Origin of the sequence: Antarctobacter albus, assembly GCF_900101505.1 — a bacterium.
Classification (GTDB): domain Bacteria; phylum Pseudomonadota; class Alphaproteobacteria; order Rhodobacterales; family Rhodobacteraceae; genus Antarctobacter; species Antarctobacter albus.
In genome coordinates this window covers 166,051-183,812 of sequence record NZ_FMZI01000001.1, presented here as the reverse complement: position 1 = coordinate 183,812, position 17,762 = coordinate 166,051, and the positions used below count along the sequence as shown (strand labels likewise).

General features: G+C 65.8%; 19 protein-coding genes. 16 read left to right on the top strand and 3 right to left on the bottom strand.

Annotated elements, in window-relative coordinates; genetic code table 11:
* The first annotated feature begins 6 nt into the window (after positions 1-6).
* From BLQ71_RS00915 to pyrC, 3 genes are all read left to right on the top strand, one after another.
* Entirely contained in the window at positions 7-939 is a 933-nt protein-coding gene (locus tag BLQ71_RS00915) for a Hint domain-containing protein (RefSeq protein WP_074620379.1), read from the top strand.
* 162 nt (positions 940-1,101) lie between these two features.
* Positions 1,102-2,034, top strand: coding sequence for a phosphoadenosine phosphosulfate reductase (locus tag BLQ71_RS00910; protein WP_069211492.1), 933 nt, complete (start codon positions 1,102-1,104; stop codon positions 2,032-2,034).
* Positions 2,035-2,087: 53 nt separating this feature from the next.
* Positions 2,088-3,122, top strand: coding sequence for a dihydroorotase (gene pyrC, locus BLQ71_RS00905; RefSeq protein ID WP_074620378.1), 1,035 nt, complete (start codon positions 2,088-2,090; stop codon positions 3,120-3,122).
* Here the strand turns inward: pyrC and BLQ71_RS00900 are convergent.
* Positions 3,085-4,689, bottom strand: a complete 1,605-nt coding sequence (locus BLQ71_RS00900) for a winged helix-turn-helix domain-containing protein (RefSeq protein WP_074620377.1) — start codon at positions 4,687-4,689, stop codon at positions 3,085-3,087. The two genes, pyrC and BLQ71_RS00900, sit on opposite strands and share 38 nt — an antisense overlap.
* 134 nt (positions 4,690-4,823) lie before the next feature.
* On the opposite strand from BLQ71_RS00900, the gene BLQ71_RS00895 reads away from it, so the two are divergent.
* From BLQ71_RS00895 to BLQ71_RS00885, 3 genes are all read left to right on the top strand, one after another.
* Positions 4,824-5,294: a DUF6647 family protein gene (locus BLQ71_RS00895; RefSeq protein WP_088702282.1), complete on the top strand. Its 471-nt coding sequence runs from the start codon at positions 4,824-4,826 to the stop codon at positions 5,292-5,294.
* Positions 5,295-5,437: 143 nt separating this feature from the next.
* Positions 5,438-6,109 carry an orotate phosphoribosyltransferase gene (locus tag BLQ71_RS00890; RefSeq protein ID WP_043139676.1) on the top strand — a complete coding sequence of 224 codons (672 nt, stop codon included), beginning with the start codon at positions 5,438-5,440 and terminating at the stop codon, positions 6,107-6,109.
* 206 nt (positions 6,110-6,315) lie between these two features.
* Entirely contained in the window at positions 6,316-7,803 is a 1,488-nt protein-coding gene (locus tag BLQ71_RS00885) for a replicative DNA helicase (protein ID WP_043139679.1), read from the top strand.
* Between the two features lie 131 nt (positions 7,804-7,934).
* Here the strand turns inward: BLQ71_RS00885 and BLQ71_RS00880 are convergent, their stop codons facing one another.
* The gene (locus BLQ71_RS00880) at positions 7,935-8,708 is read right to left on the bottom strand and encodes an adenosylcobinamide-GDP ribazoletransferase (RefSeq protein WP_074620375.1); all 774 of its coding nucleotides are present in this window, start codon (positions 8,706-8,708) and stop codon (positions 7,935-7,937) included.
* 119 nt (positions 8,709-8,827) lie between these two features.
* On the opposite strand from BLQ71_RS00880, the gene alr reads away from it, so the two are divergent.
* The 9 genes from alr to BLQ71_RS00835 all read left to right on the top strand — a co-directional run bounded on the left by alr (position 8,828) and on the right by BLQ71_RS00835 (position 16,759).
* Positions 8,828-9,865, top strand: a complete 1,038-nt coding sequence (gene alr / locus BLQ71_RS00875; protein WP_074620374.1) for an alanine racemase — start codon at positions 8,828-8,830, stop codon at positions 9,863-9,865.
* A gap of 47 nt (positions 9,866-9,912) precedes the next feature.
* Positions 9,913-10,644, top strand: a complete 732-nt coding sequence (locus BLQ71_RS00870; RefSeq protein WP_052244402.1) for an MlaE family ABC transporter permease — start codon at positions 9,913-9,915, stop codon at positions 10,642-10,644.
* Between the two features lie 106 nt (positions 10,645-10,750).
* Positions 10,751-11,497 (top strand): ABC transporter ATP-binding protein, encoded by a 747-nt coding sequence (locus BLQ71_RS00865; RefSeq protein WP_074620373.1) that lies wholly within the window; start codon positions 10,751-10,753, stop codon positions 11,495-11,497.
* Entirely contained in the window at positions 11,494-11,880 is a 387-nt protein-coding gene (locus BLQ71_RS26735; protein WP_229754821.1) for a hypothetical protein, read from the top strand. Before BLQ71_RS00865 ends, BLQ71_RS26735 begins: the two co-directional genes overlap by 4 nt.
* Complete coding sequence (locus BLQ71_RS26730) at positions 11,877-12,347, top strand: paraquat-inducible protein A (protein WP_373286029.1); 471 nt, start codon at positions 11,877-11,879, stop codon at positions 12,345-12,347. Before BLQ71_RS26735 ends, BLQ71_RS26730 begins: the two co-directional genes overlap by 4 nt.
* A 166-nt stretch (positions 12,348-12,513) precedes the next feature.
* Positions 12,514-13,881: a DNA repair protein RadA gene (gene radA, locus BLQ71_RS00850; protein WP_043139690.1), complete on the top strand. Its 1,368-nt coding sequence runs from the start codon at positions 12,514-12,516 to the stop codon at positions 13,879-13,881.
* 75 nt (positions 13,882-13,956) lie between these two features.
* Positions 13,957-14,514 carry a CvpA family protein gene (locus BLQ71_RS00845; RefSeq protein ID WP_069211497.1) on the top strand — a complete coding sequence of 186 codons (558 nt, stop codon included), beginning with the start codon at positions 13,957-13,959 and terminating at the stop codon, positions 14,512-14,514.
* A 332-nt stretch (positions 14,515-14,846) separates the two neighbouring features.
* Entirely contained in the window at positions 14,847-16,346 is a 1,500-nt protein-coding gene (purF, locus tag BLQ71_RS00840) for an amidophosphoribosyltransferase (protein WP_209037479.1), read from the top strand.
* Between the two features lie 146 nt (positions 16,347-16,492).
* A complete protein-coding gene (locus tag BLQ71_RS00835; RefSeq protein WP_052244376.1) occupies positions 16,493-16,759 on the top strand; it encodes a hypothetical protein in 267 nt (88 codons plus the stop codon).
* A gap of 2 nt (positions 16,760-16,761) precedes the next feature.
* Here BLQ71_RS00835 and BLQ71_RS00830 read toward each other — a convergent pair whose 3' ends face one another.
* Positions 16,762-17,073, bottom strand: coding sequence for a hypothetical protein (locus BLQ71_RS00830; RefSeq protein WP_074620372.1), 312 nt, complete (start codon positions 17,071-17,073; stop codon positions 16,762-16,764).
* A 98-nt stretch (positions 17,074-17,171) separates the two neighbouring features.
* On the opposite strand from BLQ71_RS00830, the gene BLQ71_RS00825 reads away from it, so the two are divergent.
* On the top strand, positions 17,172-17,735 hold the full coding sequence (locus BLQ71_RS00825; RefSeq protein ID WP_074620371.1) for a DUF2199 domain-containing protein: 564 nt from the start codon (positions 17,172-17,174) through the stop codon (positions 17,733-17,735).
* Positions 17,736-17,762 lie beyond the last annotated feature (27 nt).

Genomic DNA, 17,762 nt, shown 5'->3' with positions numbered 1-17,762 from the left:
ATTTCCATGCCCACCAACTACGAAGCACAGGGCAATGTCCTGCTGTCCGGCGTCACATTCAACGGCACCGAAGGTGCCCCGGGCAGCAGCCTGAACTGGGGTGGCCTGTTTTCCGCCGATGACACTTCGGGCACGATCGTGGACCAGGACGACGACGGCCGGCTGGACGCGGGCGTCGACACCTTCGCCAGCGGCGGAGCAACCTTCACCGGCTACACGATTTCGGGCGGTGACGGTGTCGAATACCCCGTCTTTACCGACGGTGGCGGCAACTATGCGCTGGTCATTCCCGATGCGACAACGCAGACGCTGGTTGCCAATTCCGGCACCTCGAACACGTTCCAATCCGAAACCAGCGACAGCAACGTCTACCTCTGCTTCGGCAAGGGCACCCTGATCTCGACCCCCGAGGGCGCGCGCGCCGTGGAAACCCTGTCGATGGGTGACCCCGTGCTCACGCCCGATGGCCGCAGCGTGCCGGTGAAATGGATCTGGACGCAGGAAGTCTCGACCCGCTTCGGCCCGGCCGACCGCCTGCAACCGGTGCGCCTGCGCGCGGGCGCCCTTGGCGATGGCCTGCCGCAGCGTGACCTGGTGCTGACCGCCGACCATGCACTGCTGATCGACGGGATGCTGGTCAATGCCAGTGCGCTGGTCAACGGCGATACAATCGACTGGCTGCCGCTGTCCGAGCTTGGCGAGAGCTTTGCCGTCTATCACATCGAGACCGAGGACCACGAGATCATCCTGGCCGAGGCCACGCCGTCGGAAACCTATATCGACCACGTCGGCCGCCGCAGCTTTGACAACTACGCCGACTACATCGCGCAGTTCGGCGAAGAACCGGCGCTTGCCGAGATGCCGATGCCGCGTGTCAGCTCGCGCCGCCTGCTGCCCCCGGCGCTCAAGGCACGCATGGCCGGCAACCGCGCCGCCTGAGGCAACACACAGAACCAAGCGCCGCTCTCACAGGGCGGCGCTTTCACATCACGGCGCCGCCGCACCCTTTTGCCACCCGCGCACCACAATCTCGCCGAAAATACCGGGTATATTCGCCTCAAATCCGCGTCTTATTTTGCGGAATACGAGGGACCGCCCGGTATGGAATCGCACCAAAGCACTTTTGCCCCCGACCTCAGCCACCTCTCCCGCAGCGAGTGGCTTGGCGCGCTCAGGCGCATCGGAGAGGAACAGGGGTTTGCCGAACCGATGGGCAAGACCCATGCCGCCATCTTCGTCGAGGACGGCGACACGCTGATCGTGAGCTTCGAGAGCATGTCGGGGATCGAGGCGCTGTCGGAAACCCGCACCCCCATCGGGTTCGACATGGTGGGCGGCGCGGGCTGGTCCTCGCTCTCGTTGCTCAGCCACGGCGACACATGGTTCCGCGATCCCCGCGTCTATGCCTTTTTCGACCAGTTGCAGGACGATGGTTTCTTCGACGAGTTCGAGACGGTGCTGTTCTACGGCGCCGGTCCCTGCGGCTATGCCGCCGGCGCCTATTCCGTCACCGCCCCCGGCGCCCGCGTCCTGATGCTGCAACCGCAGGCCACGCTGGACCCGCGCGTCGCCGAATGGGACGACCGCTTTGCCGAGGAACGCCGCCGGGACTTCACCTCGCGCTACGGGTTCGCGCCGGAAATGATCGACGCCGCCGACAAGGCCTGGGTGATCTACGATCCCCGCGAACGGCTGGATGCGATGCATTCCGCCCTGTTCGAAAAACCCAATGTCGCCCGCTACCGCGCGCCCTTCATGGGCGGCGCGCTTCAGGCCGATTTCCGGGCGCTCGACCTGCTTCCCGGCCTGCTCTCCGCCGCCGCCGAGGACCGCCTTTCCCCGGCGCTCTTTGCCTCGATGCTGCGCGCCCGGCGGGACCACCCGCCCTACCTGCGCCGCCTGCTGCACCGGCTGGACGCCGATGGCCGGACGGAGCTGACGCGCATCCTGTGCGAGAACGTGGTGGCGCGGATGCATGCCCCCCGCTTCCGTCGCCGCCTGGCCCAGATCGAGGCCACCGACGACAGCGCCTGAGACGCCCCACGACAGGCTGGCGCGGCGCCGGTCCGCGTGCTAACGGCTCCGGCATGGAACAGATCAGCATCCGCCGCCCCGACGACTGGCACCTGCACCTGCGCGACGGCGCCATGCTGCAGGGAATCGCCCCCGAAAGCGCCCGCGACTTCGCCCGCGCCATCATCATGCCCAACCTCGTGCCGCCCGTCGTGACCGGCGACCAGGCCGCCGCATATCGCGACCGCATCCTGGCCGCCCTGCCCGAGGGCGCGGATTTCAAGCCGCTGATGACGCTCTACCTGACCGAGGAAACCGACCCCCACGACGTGGTCCGCGCCCATGCGGACGGCATCGTGACGGCGGTGAAACTCTACCCGGCGGGCGCCACGACCAACTCTGCCTCCGGCGTGCGCGACTTCGACAAGGTGCGCGGCGTGCTCGAGGCGATGGCAGAGGCGGGCATTCCCCTCTGCGTGCATGGCGAAGTGGTCGACGCGGATGTCGACATCTTCGACCGCGAGGCCGTCTTCATCGACCGCATCCTGGACCCGGTCCGCCGGGCCACCCCCGGCCTGCGCGTCGTGATGGAACATATCACCACCCGCCAGGGTGCCGACTACGCCCGCGCGGGCGGCGACGACCTGGGCGCGACGATCACCACGCATCACCTGGTCATCAACCGCAACGCCATCCTGGTGGGCGGGATCAAGCCGCATTACTACTGCCTGCCCGTCGCCAAGCGCGAGGAACACCGGCTGGCGCTGCGCGCCGCCGCCACCTCGGGCGATGCCAGCTTTTTCCTGGGCACCGACAGCGCACCGCACATCGACCCGCTCAAGGAAAACGCCTGCGGCTGCGCGGGCTGTTTCACCGCCACCAACACCTTGTCGATCCTCGCCGAGGTCTTTGAACAGGACGGCGCGCTTGACCGGCTGGAGGCGTTCACCTCGCTCAACGGCCCGGCCTTCTACCGCCTGCCCCCGAACGAGACGCGCGTGACCCTGACCAAGGGCGAACCGGTCAGCTACCCGGACAAGATCGAGACCGGCGACGGCCCGGTGACGATCTTCAATCCAATGATGCCCCTGCACTGGCGCGTGGGCTGAGCGGCACACCCGCGGCCCTTGCCCCCGAGTACAGCCGATCACGCGTGGCCGGATCATGGATCGCGCGGGCGACGGAATAGGTGTCCAGGCTGAAATCGGGTTTCATTTCAAGCAGGCGATCCCTTGCGGCCTCTGCCGCGGGCTGGTCGCCCAGATGCGCCGCCGCCGCCGCGGTATAAAGATGGCGCTCGATGAAATCGGGTGCCTCTTCCAGCGCCGAGATGGCCGCGCGGTACTGGCCAAGGTTGAACCGCGACAGACCCGCGCCCACGGCGTACCAGGCCGGCCAGTCCGGGTTGAGCACCTTGGACCGATCCGACCAGGCGACGGAATCCTCGCCCAGTTCGCCGCGCCAGTTCCCGATCCAGGCGGCCTCGGCCAGGATGTCGGGGTTGTTGGGCGCCAGCTCCACCGCCCGCCGCAACAGCTGTTCGGCGCGCAGCGTCTCGCCCCGGTGACCGGCCAGCCAGTTCATCTGCACCAGCACCTGCGGCTCTTCCGGTGCCAGGCGCGCCGCCGTCTCGATCGCCTCGATCCGGTCCGCAAAGATCGGTGCTAGCGCCTCGGGCGTGGCCGCGTTGCTGCCGCGCAGGGCATGCACGACCGCCAGTGTACCCCAGGCCTGAACAAACTGCGGGTCCAGTGCGATGGCCGTTTCAAGATGGGCCACGGCGATCTCGTAGTCGGCGGGGGTAAATCGGTGCTTGTGCTCGGTTCCGATCAGGAAATGTTCATAGGCGTCGAGGCTCTCGGTCCCGCGCCGATGAACCGCGCGGCGGTCGTTGCTGGCAATCGCACCGGTCCATGTCCCGCGCAGTGCGCCGGTCACACGGTCGGTGATCGCATCCTGGATTGCAAAGAATCCGCCCGTCCCGTCTCGCCACGTTTCGCCCCAGACGATCTCTCCGCTGGACACTTCCACAAGGCGCGCCTGCACGGCGATCCGGTCGCCCTCGGCCTGGATGCTGCCGGCAAGCCGATAGCGGGCCGCGCCCTGTTCGCCCTCGATCACGCGCAACCAGCCCTCATCTGACAAGGTATTGGCAATATCCCCCGCAAGGGCCCGGCCCAGTCGGTCCCAGCGTACGTCATCGCTGTCGTTGCGGAACGCCCCGACCAGCACGGAAGGACGTTCTGCCAGTGAGGCCTCGCCCTTGAGACCCGGCCAAAGCAGCACGGCCAGCGCGACAAGCATCCCTCCGGCCAGCACACCCAAACCCAGCAGGGCCGCACCGCGCGGTCGGGCGACCTGCCCCGAACCGGGACCCGCGCCCGCCCCTTCGCCCGCAGCCTTCAATACCAGCCGATAACCCCGGCGCGGTACGGTTTGCAGCGCCATTCCAGCATGATCTTTCAGCGCCCTGCGCAGTTCCGAAACGCATTGATACAACGAGTTCTCGGAAACATGCGTCTCGGGCCAGACCGCATCCAGAAGCTCTTCCTTGCTGACCACCTCACCCGGACGAGCACGGAAGTAAGCCAGCATCGCGGCCGCATGGGGCCGCAGCGCACTGTCATCAAATTCCCTACCCGACGTCGTGTCGGCCTGCTGCGATTCGGCAATCATTTCGGGCAATCACGCTCCTATAGCCCTCAAATTAGCAGAGTTTGGCGAGAATTCAGAAAACTTTCAGGACCAGTTCAGGACTTTCCGGCCGTTCGCGTCTCAGACTCCTGGCATTTGCAAGGGAGACTTTGGTCGTGGATATCCTCATCGACGCATTGCTCGCCTGGATTGGCGAAGAGACAGACTATGACACCCATGACCTGCCGCACCCGATTGTGCGCGTCATGAGCCCGCAGGAGCTGACCCGCGAATATTACAGCGGCGTCGCCCATCTGATGCCCGAGGACGGGGTAGACGATCGTCTGAACGCGCTCTTTGCACGCACCGACGGCCCCAATGGCACGATCTACGTGTTGGCCCCGGCCCATATCGACTATGCCGAGGACTTCGACAGCCCCACGGACAACCCCCTGTGGCGAGAGATCCTGCTGCACGAACTGGTCCACTACGTTCAATGGAAAAGCGGCGCCTCGCAAAGCTGGGACTGTCTCGCGATGGGCGAGCCGGAGGCCTACACCCTGGGCGGGCGCTACCTGAAGAAAACCCGCACCACCGACCCGCTTCCGAACCGGATGTTCTGGGGCCGGATCTACGCCCGCTGCTGAGCACTGCGCGCGGTTTGTACAAAATGCGGATTTCGGCGTACAAAACGTACGTTTTGTACAAGATCCGCGGGATGCGATCCCCCCTTCAAAACCGGCGCGCAACGCGCTAATCCGGCGCGACCCAGACAGCCGGAGCACGCGCCATGATCCCCTCGACCTATCCCACCGCCGAAGAAATGGCCCGCCTGACCGCGCGGATGCTCTGGGAAATCGAGGCGGTCAACTTCATGACCGATGAACCGTTCAAGCTCGCCTCCGGCCAGCTGTCGCCCGTCTACATCGACTGCCGCAAGCTGATCTCCTTCCCGCGCATCCGCTCGACCCTGATGGATTTCCTGACCGTCACAGTCATGCGCAACGCAGGCTTCGAGGCCTTCGACAACATCGCCGGGGGCGAAACCGCAGGCATCCCCTTTGCCGCCCTGGTGGCCGAGCGCATGGGCCTGCCCATGACCTATGTGCGCAAGAAACCAAAGGGTTACGGTCGAAATGCCCGGATCGAGGGCGCCATGACCGAAGGCCAGCGTGTGCTGCTGGTCGAGGACCTGACCACCGATGGCGGCTCGAAACTCAGCTTTGTCGATGCCATTCGCGACACCGGCGCCACCTGTGGCCACACGGCGGTGATCTTCTACTACGGCATCTTCCCCGAGACGATCAAAACCCTGGGCGACCACGGCGTAGACCTCCACCACCTCTGCACCTGGTGGGAGGTGCTGGCCGAGGCCCCCGCGAAACATGCCGGCGTCCTGTCCGAGGTCGAGTCGTTCCTCAAGGATCCGCACGCCTGGCGCGCCGCCCGCGCCGAGGGTTAACCACGCGTTAAGCTCTGCAAAGAGCACGTTGCCTGTGGCACCCCCACCACAGCCCCGAGTCGTGCCGTCAAGATATTGACGGCAGGGCGCCCCGGCTGGCAATATCATGTGGTGGGGAGCATCCCCGGCTTATCCCCAGAAACATACATTTTGCACCCCGGCGGCTGCGCTTGCTATGCCGCCATCCCGAGCAGTGGGGGAGAAAAATGAACGAGATCGCCACAATCAATCCGACCGGAATCGAGGTCCAGTCCGCCGAGACCATGCCCCATTCGATCGAGGCCGAGCAGCAGCTCCTGGGCGCGATCCTGACCGAGAACGACATCTACGACCGCATTGCCGCGATCATCAGCGCGCAGCACTTCTACGATCCCGTGCACGCCCGTATTTTCGAAATCGCCGCTGCACGCATCGCCAAGAACAACCTCGCCTCGCCGGTCACGCTCAAGGCCTTCATGGAGGACGACGAGGGTCTCAAGGAACTGGGCGGCACCGCCTATCTCGCCCGGCTTGCCGGCTCCGCCGTCTCGACCTTCGCGGTGCGCGACTACGCGCAGATGATCTATGACCTGGCCGTGCGCCGTGACCTGATCCGCCTGGGCAAGAACATCTCGGACAAGGCGGCCAAGGTCGACGTGAAATCCGAGCCGCGCGAACAGATCGTCGAGGCGGAACAGGCGCTTTACAAGCTGGCGGAACAGGGTCAGACCGAAAGCGGATTTCAAAGCTTTCTCAAGGCCGTAACAGAGGCGGTTAATGTTGCCAACGCGGCCTACCAGCGCGAAGGCGGGCTTGCCGGCATCTCGACCGGGCTGATCGACATGGACAAGAAGCTGGGGGGACTCCATCCCTCGGACCTTCTGATCCTCGCCGGACGCCCCTCGATGGGCAAGACCTCGCTGGCCACCAACATCGCCTTCAACATCGCCAAGGCCTACAGGAAGGGCGAACGCCCGGACGGCAGTACCGGCGCAATCGACGGCGGTGTCGTCGGCTTTTTCAGCCTGGAAATGAGCGCCGAGCAGCTGGCGGGCCGGATCCTGGCCGAGGCCTCGGAAATCTCCAGCCACAAGATCCGCCAGGGTGACATGGACGAAACCGAGTTCCGCCGCTTCGTCCAGGCCGCCAAGGATCTCGAGGCCTGCCCGCTTTACATCGACGACACGCCCGCCCTGCCGATCAGCCAGGTGGCGGCGCGGTCGCGCCGTCTGAAACGGACGCACGGGCTGGACCTGATCATCGTCGACTACCTGCAACTGCTGCGCGGCACCGCCGACAACCGGGTTCAGGAGATCGCGGAAATCTCGATGGGTCTCAAGGCCATCGCCAAGGAATTGAACATCCCGGTCATCGCCCTGTCCCAGCTCTCGCGCCAGGTCGAAAGCCGCGACGACAAGCGGCCCCAACTTTCTGACCTTCGGGAATCGGGCTCGATCGAGCAGGACGCGGACGTGGTCATGTTCGTGTTCCGCGAGGAATATTACGCCGAACGGGAAAAACCCTCGGACGACCGGCTGGACGAAATGGCCGCCTGGCAGGAACGCATGAGCCGGTTGCACGGCAAGGCCGAAGTCATCATCGGCAAGCAGCGTCACGGTCCCATCGGCACGGTCGAACTCTCCTTCGAAAGCCAGTTCACCCGCTTCGGCAACCTCGTCAAGCCGTGGCAGCACGGCGACGCGGGCCAGGTGTAATCGAACGACCGTCGGGCAGACCGGCAATCCGACCCGGGACAAGAGGCGTCAGATCCGCCGGGCCGGGTTGCCGAAGGCTGAAAGAGACGCTTTCGTGCACCGCCCGAAGACCGCCATGCAATGACCTGATATTACACCTGAAACCAGACAATTAACCCGAGGTAGAACCCGAGTTCTCCAAACAGCACGGACCCACCCAGGCAATCGCCGGTATATCCACCGATCCGCGCCACGCAGACCGCCCGGAAGGCTTGAGCCAGCAGGATCGCCCCGATGAACGCGCAGAGCACCTCTTCGCCGCCCAGCGGCATCACGACCAGCGCCAGCACTACCAGCGTGCAGGCCAGCGCAACACGATAGCCATCGGGCGTGACCTTTGGGACGAATTTCTGCATCCCCTCGCTGCGGGCATGAACGGTGATCAACGTGACATGAACCGCCGCCATCCGGCCCACCGCATGGGCGGCGATCAGCGCCAGGCAAGCCTGCCCCAGCGACATCCCCGCCAGGAGCGTCAGTTTCAGCCCCAGGACAACGGCCAGCGTCAGGGCTCCATAGGTGCCCAGCCGGGTGTGATCCATGATCTGGATGACCTCGGCCCGGTCACGGCCGACAGACAGCCCCTCGGCCGCATCGGCCAGCCCGGCCTCGTGAAATCCCGCCGTCGCCAGCAGGGTGGCGGCCAGCGACAGGATCACCGCCGTGGACCAGGGCAGGACGGGCGCCGCCGCCCAAAGCATCAATGCCCCGATCCCGCCCACCAGCGCGCCCACGGCGGGGTGGTATTTCACCGCCCGCACCATCAGGTCGTCCGAGACCGGCAGCCCCCGCGGCACCGGAATACGGGTCAGATAGCGCAGCGCCAGGAGGAACAGCAGACCCTCAAGCCGCAATGCCGCATACATTCCTGACCCTCCCGCTCCGTCCGGAAACCCAGCATAAGCGGCAAAGGCCCGCCGTCCAGCCCGCACACGCGGCGATTTCGCGCTTGACCCTCACCCAGAACCTGAGAAAGACAGCGGGCATGGCTCAGGCACGTCTTACCATCGATCTCGCGGCGCTGCGCGCCAACTGGCGTTCACTTGCCGACATGGCACAGGCCGAGGCCGGCGCCGTGGTCAAGGCGGATGCCTATGGCCTCGGGCTGTCACGGGTCGCCCCGGCGCTGGCCGCCGAAGGCGCGCGGCGGTTCTTTGTCGCCATCGCCGAAGAAGGCGCCGAATTGCGCCGCATCCTAGGCCCGGGTCCGGAAATCTGCGTCTTTTCCGGCCACATGGCGGGCGATGCCGGGTTGATCCGCGATGCGCAGCTGACCCCGATGATCAATTCCATCGACCAGATGCTGCGCCATGTGGAAAGCCTGCCGGGCCACGGATTCGGCATCCAGCTGGACAGCGGCATGAACCGTCTGGGGATGGAACCCGCAGAGTGGAGCGCGCTGCGCGATATCGCCCTGTCGCAGCACCCTGCCCTCATCATGAGCCACCTTGCCTGCGCCGATGAACCCGATCATCCGATGAATGCCCGCCAGTTGCAGGCCTTCCGCCAGATGACCGACGGGATCGAGGCGCCCCGGTCCTTGTCGGCCACCGGCGGGGTGTTGCTGGGGCCGGATTATCATTTCGAGATCACCCGTCCCGGGATCGGCGTCTATGGCGGTCTGCCCTTCGTCGATGCGCGGCCCGTGGCCTTTGTCGATCTGCCGGTGATCCAGGTCCGCGACGTCGAACCGGGCGAAACCGTGGGCTATGGCAACACCTGGACCGCCGAACGTCCGACCCGGGTCGCCACCGTTGCCGCCGGCTATGCCGACGGCATCCTGCGCACCATGAGCCACAAGGCCCATCTCTGGGCCGGTGAAACCCGGTGCGAGGTGCTGGGCCGCATCTCGATGGACCTGATCGGCGTCGACGTGACGGCGGTGGCGGAAACGCCGGAACGCCTTGAACTGCTGGGCCGTCACCAGAGCGTCGACACACTGGCCGACTGGGCCGGCAGCATCGGCTACGAGATCCTGACCTCGCTGGGTGCGCGTTACGCCCGCACCTACACCGGCGCGTGATCCTGCTGTCGCCCTTCGGCGCGCTGGGGCGCGCCACACTGGCGCTGATGGCCGTCGTCGGGCGTGTCACGCTCTTTGCTCTGACCGCGCTCAGCCACGTGCTGCGCCCACCTTTCTATGGCCGCGAACTGGGCCTGGCGCTGTTGAACATCGGCTGGCTCTCGCTGCCGGTCGTCGGGCTGACGGCGATCTTTACCGGCGCGGCCCTGGCGCTACAGATCTATTCCGGCGGCGCGCGTTTCAATGCAGAGGCGGTGGTGCCCCAGATTGTCGCCATCGGCATGGTGCGCGAGTTGGGCCCGGTGCTGGTGGGCCTGATGATCGCGGCGCGCGTGACATCGAGCATCGCGGCAGAAATCGCCACCATGAAGGTGACGGAACAGATCGACGCGCTGGTCACGCTGTCCACCGATCCGATGAAATACCTCGTCGCGCCGCGGGTGCTGGCCGGGCTGATCGTGGTGCCGCTTTTGGTGGCGGTGGGGGATGTGATCGGCATCTTCGGCGGCTACGCGGTGGCGACCGGTTCGCTGGGGTTCAACCCAGCCGCCTATCTCAAGAACACGATGGATTTCCTCGAACCGCTCGACGTGATTTCCTCGCTGGTCAAGGGCTGCGCCTTTGGCGGGCTGGCGACGCTGATGGGCTGCTATTTCGGCATGGCCTCAGGCCGCGGCGCCCAGGGCGTGGGCCGCGCCACCAAGGGCTCGGTCGAGGCGGCGGCGGTGCTGATCCTGGCCGCGAACTTCCTGCTGACGGGGGCGTTCTTCTCGCTATGAGCGTCAGCTTGCGCAACCGATTGGCCACCGACGGAGAAAGCGTCTTCGAAGACGCTTTCCAAGCGCGTTCAAACGCGCTCGTCCCTGGCCCCTTGGATGGTGCCTCATGATCGACCTCAGCCATGTCTCCAAGGCCTTCGGCGAAAACCACGTCTTGCGCGACGTGAACCTGACCATCGACAAGGGCAGCTCGATGGTCATCATCGGCGGCTCGGGCACCGGCAAATCGGTGCTGCTGAAATGCATCCTGGGCCTCGTCCCCCCCGACAGCGGCACCATCACGCTGGACGGACAGGACGTGACAAAGGCCGATCGCGACGCTTTTCTGGCCCGCTTCGGGATGCTGTTCCAGGGCGCGGCATTGTTCGACAGCCTGCCGGTCTGGCAGAACGTGGCCTTTCGCCTGCTGCGCGGCTCGCTCAAGAAACCGCGCGACGAGGCCCGCGCCATCGCGATCGAGAAACTGCGTCGCGTGGGCCTGAAACCCGACGTGGCCGACCGCCTGCCGGCGGAGCTTTCGGGCGGGATGCAGAAACGGGTCGGCCTTGCCCGCGCCATCGCCGCAGAGCCGGAAATCATCTTCTTTGACGAACCGACAACCGGGCTGGACCCGATCATGGCCGGGGTCATCAACGAGCTGATCCGCGAGATCGTGACCGAGATGGGCGCCACCGCCATGACCATCACCCATGACATGACCAGCGTCCGCGCCATCGCCGACCGCGTGGCCATGCTGCACGATGGCGTCATCCAGTGGACCGGCCCCGTGTCACAGCTGGACAGCAGCGGCGACCCTTACGTCGACCAGTTCATCTCTGGCCGCGCCGAGGGCCCGATCGAGGCGGTGCGATGAACGGCATCTTCCAGCCCGATCCGGTGGTCCTTTTCTTTCTCTTCGCCAAGAAGTTCCTCTACCTGGAAGTCCTGGCGATCCTCGCACTCTTGCGTCTGTTGCTCGGCCGGGGCCTTGCCCAGGGACTGGCGCTGGTGGCGTTCATGATGTCGCTGGCCGGCGTCGCGACGGTCTTTGCGCCCGCTTTCGGCCTCAACAACGGGGTTCTCTACACGGCTGCCGCACGCACCATGGCCGAGGGCGGCGGCCTGCCCGTCCTTATCGTGCCCTCCATCATCCTGGGCCTGAGCGGGACGCTGCCCGGTGTCCGGGCCCGCTGGATCGATCTCATACACCTGGCGATGCTGGCCGGGCTCGTGGGTCTGTGGTGGTGGACCTCGTGACAGCGGCCTCGGGGGCCGCGGACTGGCGCCGCCACCTGCGCTGGCTCAACCTCTTGCTGTTCCTGCTGTACCCGATTTCCTGGTTTGCACCGCTGATGCGTGCCGGGTTGCTGCCGCTGTTCGGCATGAGCGAGATAAGCCTGGTATCGGGTTTGCAGTCACTTTGGGGCACGGATGTATTCCTTGCGCTGCTGGTGACGCTCTTTGCGCTGGTGGCGCCGCTGATCAAGACACTGGGACTGGCGCTGGTACAGTTCGGCTTTCTGGACAGGCGCGCCCTGCCCGCCCTGAACGTGGTCGGACGACTGGGGATGGCGGATGTCTTTCTGATTGCGCTTTACATCACGCTGGCGCAGGGCATGGGCGTGGGCCGGGTGGAAACCGCCTGGGGGCTCTACCTGTTCACCGGCTGCATCCTTGGGTCGGTCGTGCTGGGCCTTGTGGAAAAGTCCCGGCCGGTGGATTGACCCAACCGGGTCAGGGGGCGCTGCCCCCTCTGGACCTGCGGCCCATTCACCCCCGGAGGTATTTTCGGCCCAAAGAAACACGCGCGCGGCGCAAGGCCCCGCCGCCCCATTGGCCCCGGCGGCGGGATGCGGCATAAGCCCCCCGTGACCTGCCAGCGGAGACCACATGGCCAAAGCTTCGACCCGTTTCGTCTGCCAGTCCTGCGGCGCCGTTGGCACCAAGTGGGCGGGCCGCTGCGAGACCTGTGGCGAGTGGAACACCATCGTCGAGGAAAAGCCGCTGAGCCAGGGCCCCTCTGGCAAGAGCCTGGGCAAGTCGCGTGGCCGCGCCGTGGTGCTGAGCGACCTGTCCACCAAGGAAGATCCGCCGCCGCGCACCGCCAGCGGCCTGGACGAGTTCGACCGTGTCCTGGGCGGCGGGCTGGTGCCCGCAAGCGCCGTGCTGATGGCGGGCGACCCGGGGATCGGCAAGTCGACACTCCTGTTGCAGGCGGCGGCGGCCTTTGCCAATGCCGGGCTGAAGGTCGTCTATATCTCGGGCGAGGAAGCCAGCGCACAGGTGCGGCTGCGCGCCCGCCGGCTGGGCCTTGAAAAGGCGCCGGTGAAACTGGCGACGGAAACCAACCTGAGGGACATCCTGACGACCCTGGACGAAAGCCGCCCCGACCTGGCGATCATCGATTCGATCCAGACCATGTGGGCCGACAACGTCGACAGCGTGCCGGGATCGGTCAGCCAGGTGCGCGCCGCCGCGCATGAACTGACAACCTTTGCCAAGCGCACCGGCAGCGCCGTCATGATGGTCGGCCATGTGACCAAGGAGGGCCAGCTGGCGGGCCCCCGCGTGGTCGAGCACATGGTCGACAGCGTGATCTACTTCGAGGGCGAGCGCGGGCACCAGTTCCGCATCCTGCGCAGCGTCAAGAACCGCTTTGGCCCCACCGATGAGATCGGCGTCTTCGAGATGACCGGCGGCGGCCTGTCGGAAGTGCCCAACCCCTCGGCCCTGTTCCTGGCCGAACGCGGCCAGCCGGCGCCGGGATCGGTGGTCTTTGCCGGGATCGAGGGCACGCGGCCCGTTCTGGTCGAATTCCAGGCCCTTGTCGCTCCCAGCCCGCACAGCCAGCCGCGCCGGACCGTGGTGGGCTGGGACGGCGGGCGGCTGGCGATGATCCTGGCGGTCCTCGAATCGCGCTGCGGAATCCCATTTGCCGGTCTGGACGTCTATCTGAATGTGGCGGGCGGCATGCGCGTGGGCGAACCGGCCGCCGATCTTGCTGTGGCCGCTGCGCTACTTTCCGCCCGTGAGGACGCCCCGCTGCCCCCGGATACTGTCGTTTTCGGCGAAATCAGCCTATCAGGGAGCCTGCGTCCCGTCGGGCAGTCCGAAAACCGATTGAAAGAGGCGCGCAAACTTGGTTTCTCCAAGGCGATCCTGCCGGAGGGAGGAAAGGCCACGGCGTCCGGCGGCATGGCGCTGACCCGGATGCCCGATCTGACCGCTTTTGTCGGCGATGTCTTCGGTGCGGGATAGCGGACCGGGGGAAACCACGGTAACAGTCACGACAAAGGGGCCAGAGGGCCCGAGCAGAAGAGGCGGACGCGGCAGATGGAAGGCTTTACAATCGTCGATGGCGTGGTGGGCGTCGTCATCCTGCTCTCGGCGTTGCTGGCCTATTCCCGTGGCCTGGTGCGCGAGACGATGGCGATCCTGGGCTGGGTCGCCGCCGCCATCGTGGCCTTTCTCTTTGCCGATCAGCTGCAACCGCTGGTCAAGGAGATCCCGGTCATCGGCGAATTCCTGGCTGACAGCTGCGAACTGGCGGTGATCGCCAGCTTTGCCGCCATCTTTACCCTGGCGCTGGTGGTCGTGTCGCTGTTCACGCCGCTGTTTTCCTCACTCATCAAGCGGTCTGCGCTTGGCGGGCTGGACCAGGCGCTTGGCTTTCTCTTCGGCGTGGCGCGCGGCATCCTGCTGGTTGCCATCGCCTTCTTCGTCTACGAAGTGGTGATCACCTCGCAGGATATTCCGATGATCAACGACTCGCGGTCGGCGGCGGTCTTTGCCCAGTTCACCGACCAGATCGAGGAACAGAACCCCGAGCAGGCGCTTGGCTGGATCACCGCGCAGTACGAACAACTGGTCAGCGTCTGCGAAGCGCCCTGACCTGAGCCCAGAAATCACCCCCAATCTGTTCCCCGGCTCGCCTGTAGTTGGCAGAGCCCGCAAAAAGGCGCTTGGCGCCGACGTTCTGCTGCCTCCACCCTGTTTGCAGGATGCAAAACGGCGCAGCAAAGGGTCCCGGGGCGGGATCATGCAACCATCAATAGAATAGCCCCGGGCCAAACGAGACGCAGAGGTTGTGCAACCGGCCCTTTGAGCGGGTCTGCGCCGCCGCCCAAGGCCGAGGCCGCGAAACCTCTTGTAATCGTTTCGTGACATTCGGCGCGCTGGCGACTAAGTAATGCTGCAAATGCGAAGCGGATTCGGAGCTGCTCTTGTCCGACCCTATTTTCCCACCGGCACATCCTTTCGATTTCGACGCCGTCCGCGATCCGGACGATGGCGACAAGCTGAAAGAGGAATGCGGTATCTTCGGCGTGGTCGGTGTGACCGACGCCGCCAACTTCGTCGCGCTCGGCCTGCACGCCCTGCAGCACCGGGGACAGGAGGCGGGCGGCATCGTCTCGCACCATCCGGACCACGGGTTCAACTCGGCCCGGCGCTTCGGCTACGTGCGCGACAACTTCACCCGCGCCTCGTTGATGGAAACGCTGCCCGGTCAGCTGGCCATCGGCCACGTCCGCTATTCCACCGCCGGCTCGAAGGGCCAGACCCAGATCCGCGACGTGCAGCCCTTCTTCGGCGAATTCAGCATGGGCGGTGCGGCGATTGCCCATAACGGCAACATCACCAATGCCGAGGCCCTGCGGCGCGAGCTGATCGAGCGTGGCTCGATCTTCCAGTCCTCCTCGGACAGCGAATGCATCATCCACTTGATGGCCCGGTCCCTGCAACGGGACATCCCGGCCCGGATGGAAGACGCGCTGCGCCGTGTCGAAGGCGCCTTCAGCGTCGTTGCCATGACCCGGACCAAGCTGATCGGCGTACGCGACCCGCTGGGTGTGCGCCCGCTGGTTCTGGGCAAGGTGGGCGACGGCTGGTGCCTGTCGTCCGAAACCTGCGCGCTGGACATCATCGGCGCCGAATTCGTACGCGAGATCGAACCGGGCGAAATGGTGGTCATCACCGCCGAGAAGGGCGTGGAATCGTCGCGCCCCTTCCGCCCGGCGAAACCGCGGTTCTGCATCTTCGAACATGTCTATTTCTCGCGCCCCGATTCGATCATCGGCGGGCGGTCCGTCTACGAAACCCGCCGCCAGATCGGCGTGGAACTGGCCCGAGAGGCGCCGGTTGACGCGGATCTGGTCTGCCCGGTGCCCGACAGCGGCACCCCCGCCGCCATCGGTTTCGCCCATGAAAGCGGCATTCCCTACGGCATGGGCATCGTGCGCAACCAGTACATGGGCCGCACCTTCATCGAGCCGACAGAGCAGATCCGCAACATGGGTGTGCGGCTGAAACTCAACGTCAACCGCGCGCTGATCAAGGGCAAGCGGGTGATCCTCGTGGACGATTCCGTCGTGCGCGGCACCACCAGCCGCAAGATCAAGGAAATGATCCTGGACGCCGGCGCCGCCGAGGTGCATTTCCGCATCGCCAGCCCGCCGACCGCCTGGCCCTGTTTCTACGGCGTGGACACGCCCCAGCGCGAAAAGCTGCTGGCCGCCACCATGTCCGAGGACGAGATGTGCGCCCACCTGGGCGTCGACAGCCTGAAATTCATCTCGCTCGACGGTCTCTACCGCGCCGTGGGCGAGGCCGAAGGCCGCGACACCAAGTGCCCGCAATACTGTGACGCCTGTTTCTCGGGGGAATACCCGGTGGAACCGGCGGACATGATCGAAAAGGGCTTTCAGATGAAGGCGGCGGAATAGCCGCCTTCTCCTGTTGCCCGCGATAGCGGAAAAGCGCCCAGGACGGAGGCCGCACCGGCAGGCCTCCGCACATACCAGTGTGCCGCTCTTCCCCCTGATGCTGCGCCGCAGTATGGCCCCTGATCTGTTCAAAACGGAACCAGGACATGGCACAGGAAACCGCAACACCGCAGGCCGTCATCGCGGCGGCCACCACGCCCGCGACGGGCAACCTCGACAAGCTGATCCTCTTGGGCACCTTCGGCGGCGGAGAGGCCCGCAAGGCCCTTGTGCGGACCTCGCGAGGCAAGGTCGTCACGCTGAAAGCCGGTGACAAGATCGGTCGCGACCCGATCGTGGCCATCGAGGATGGCCGCATCGCCCTGCTGCAACAGGGCAAGACCCGCTGGCTGACCCAGCCCGTCGCGCAATAGGATCAGCTGGTCACGTCGCGACAGCGCGTCCAGCTGACGGGCGCGCCCTCGCCGAAACTGACCAGCGCCTCTTCCTCCGACAATTGCCGGATCACCACGGTCACGCCCGCGTCGTGCCCTCCCTCGGGCATGACGAACTGATAGCGATGGCGGCTGTATTGGCCATCGGTCTCGATTCCCGAAGGGGCGACCACCCGGCTGCCCTTGATGGTCAGCATCTGCCCGTCCGGCGCGCACCAGTCGCCCGAGATCTCATCGGCCGCCAGGGTCCCCGGCACCAGCAAGGCACAGACCATCAGACTCCGTTTCAGCATCGTCACTCTCCAGTCTTTCCCATGCCACCAGCATGCCGCAAGGCGGACTGGCTGCCCAGCCTCTTGACCACCCCGGCAAAGCGCCGCACACCAGAGCCATGACCCTTCTTGCCCTCGACAGCCGCTGGCGCCGTTTCAATGCCCCCGACAGGGTCTGCCCCTGCTGCGGACGACAGTTTTCCGGCATCTACGACATCGGGTTCGACGCGCCGGACGACTGGCCGCACCGGCCGCGCCCGGATGAGAACGACCTGGAAATCGGGGACGACCGGCTGGGGCCGGAGTTCTGCCGCATCGGGGCGCGCTATTTCCTGCGCGCCGTGCTGACCCTGCCCCTGCGTGGCAGCGATGACGGGTTCTCCTTCGGTCCCTGGGTCGAGGTGCCCGAGACCGTGTTTCGCGCCTATCTGGCCACGGTCGATAACCCGGACCAGCCCTTCGGCCCCGCCGAGGGGCTATTGGCCAATGCCCTTCCCCTGTTCGAGGACGAGGCCGATAGCGCGGTCACCCTGACCCTGCCCGACCCGGCGCAGCGCCCGCAGGTGACGGCGACAGACGGCCCGCTGGCCGAGGCGCAGGCCCAGGGGATTTCCTTTGACGACCTGCTGGAGATCTACGCTGCCTGCGGCGACGACATCCGCCCCCACCTGGCCGCGGATTGAGGCAACGCGCCGCGCTTGACGCGCCCG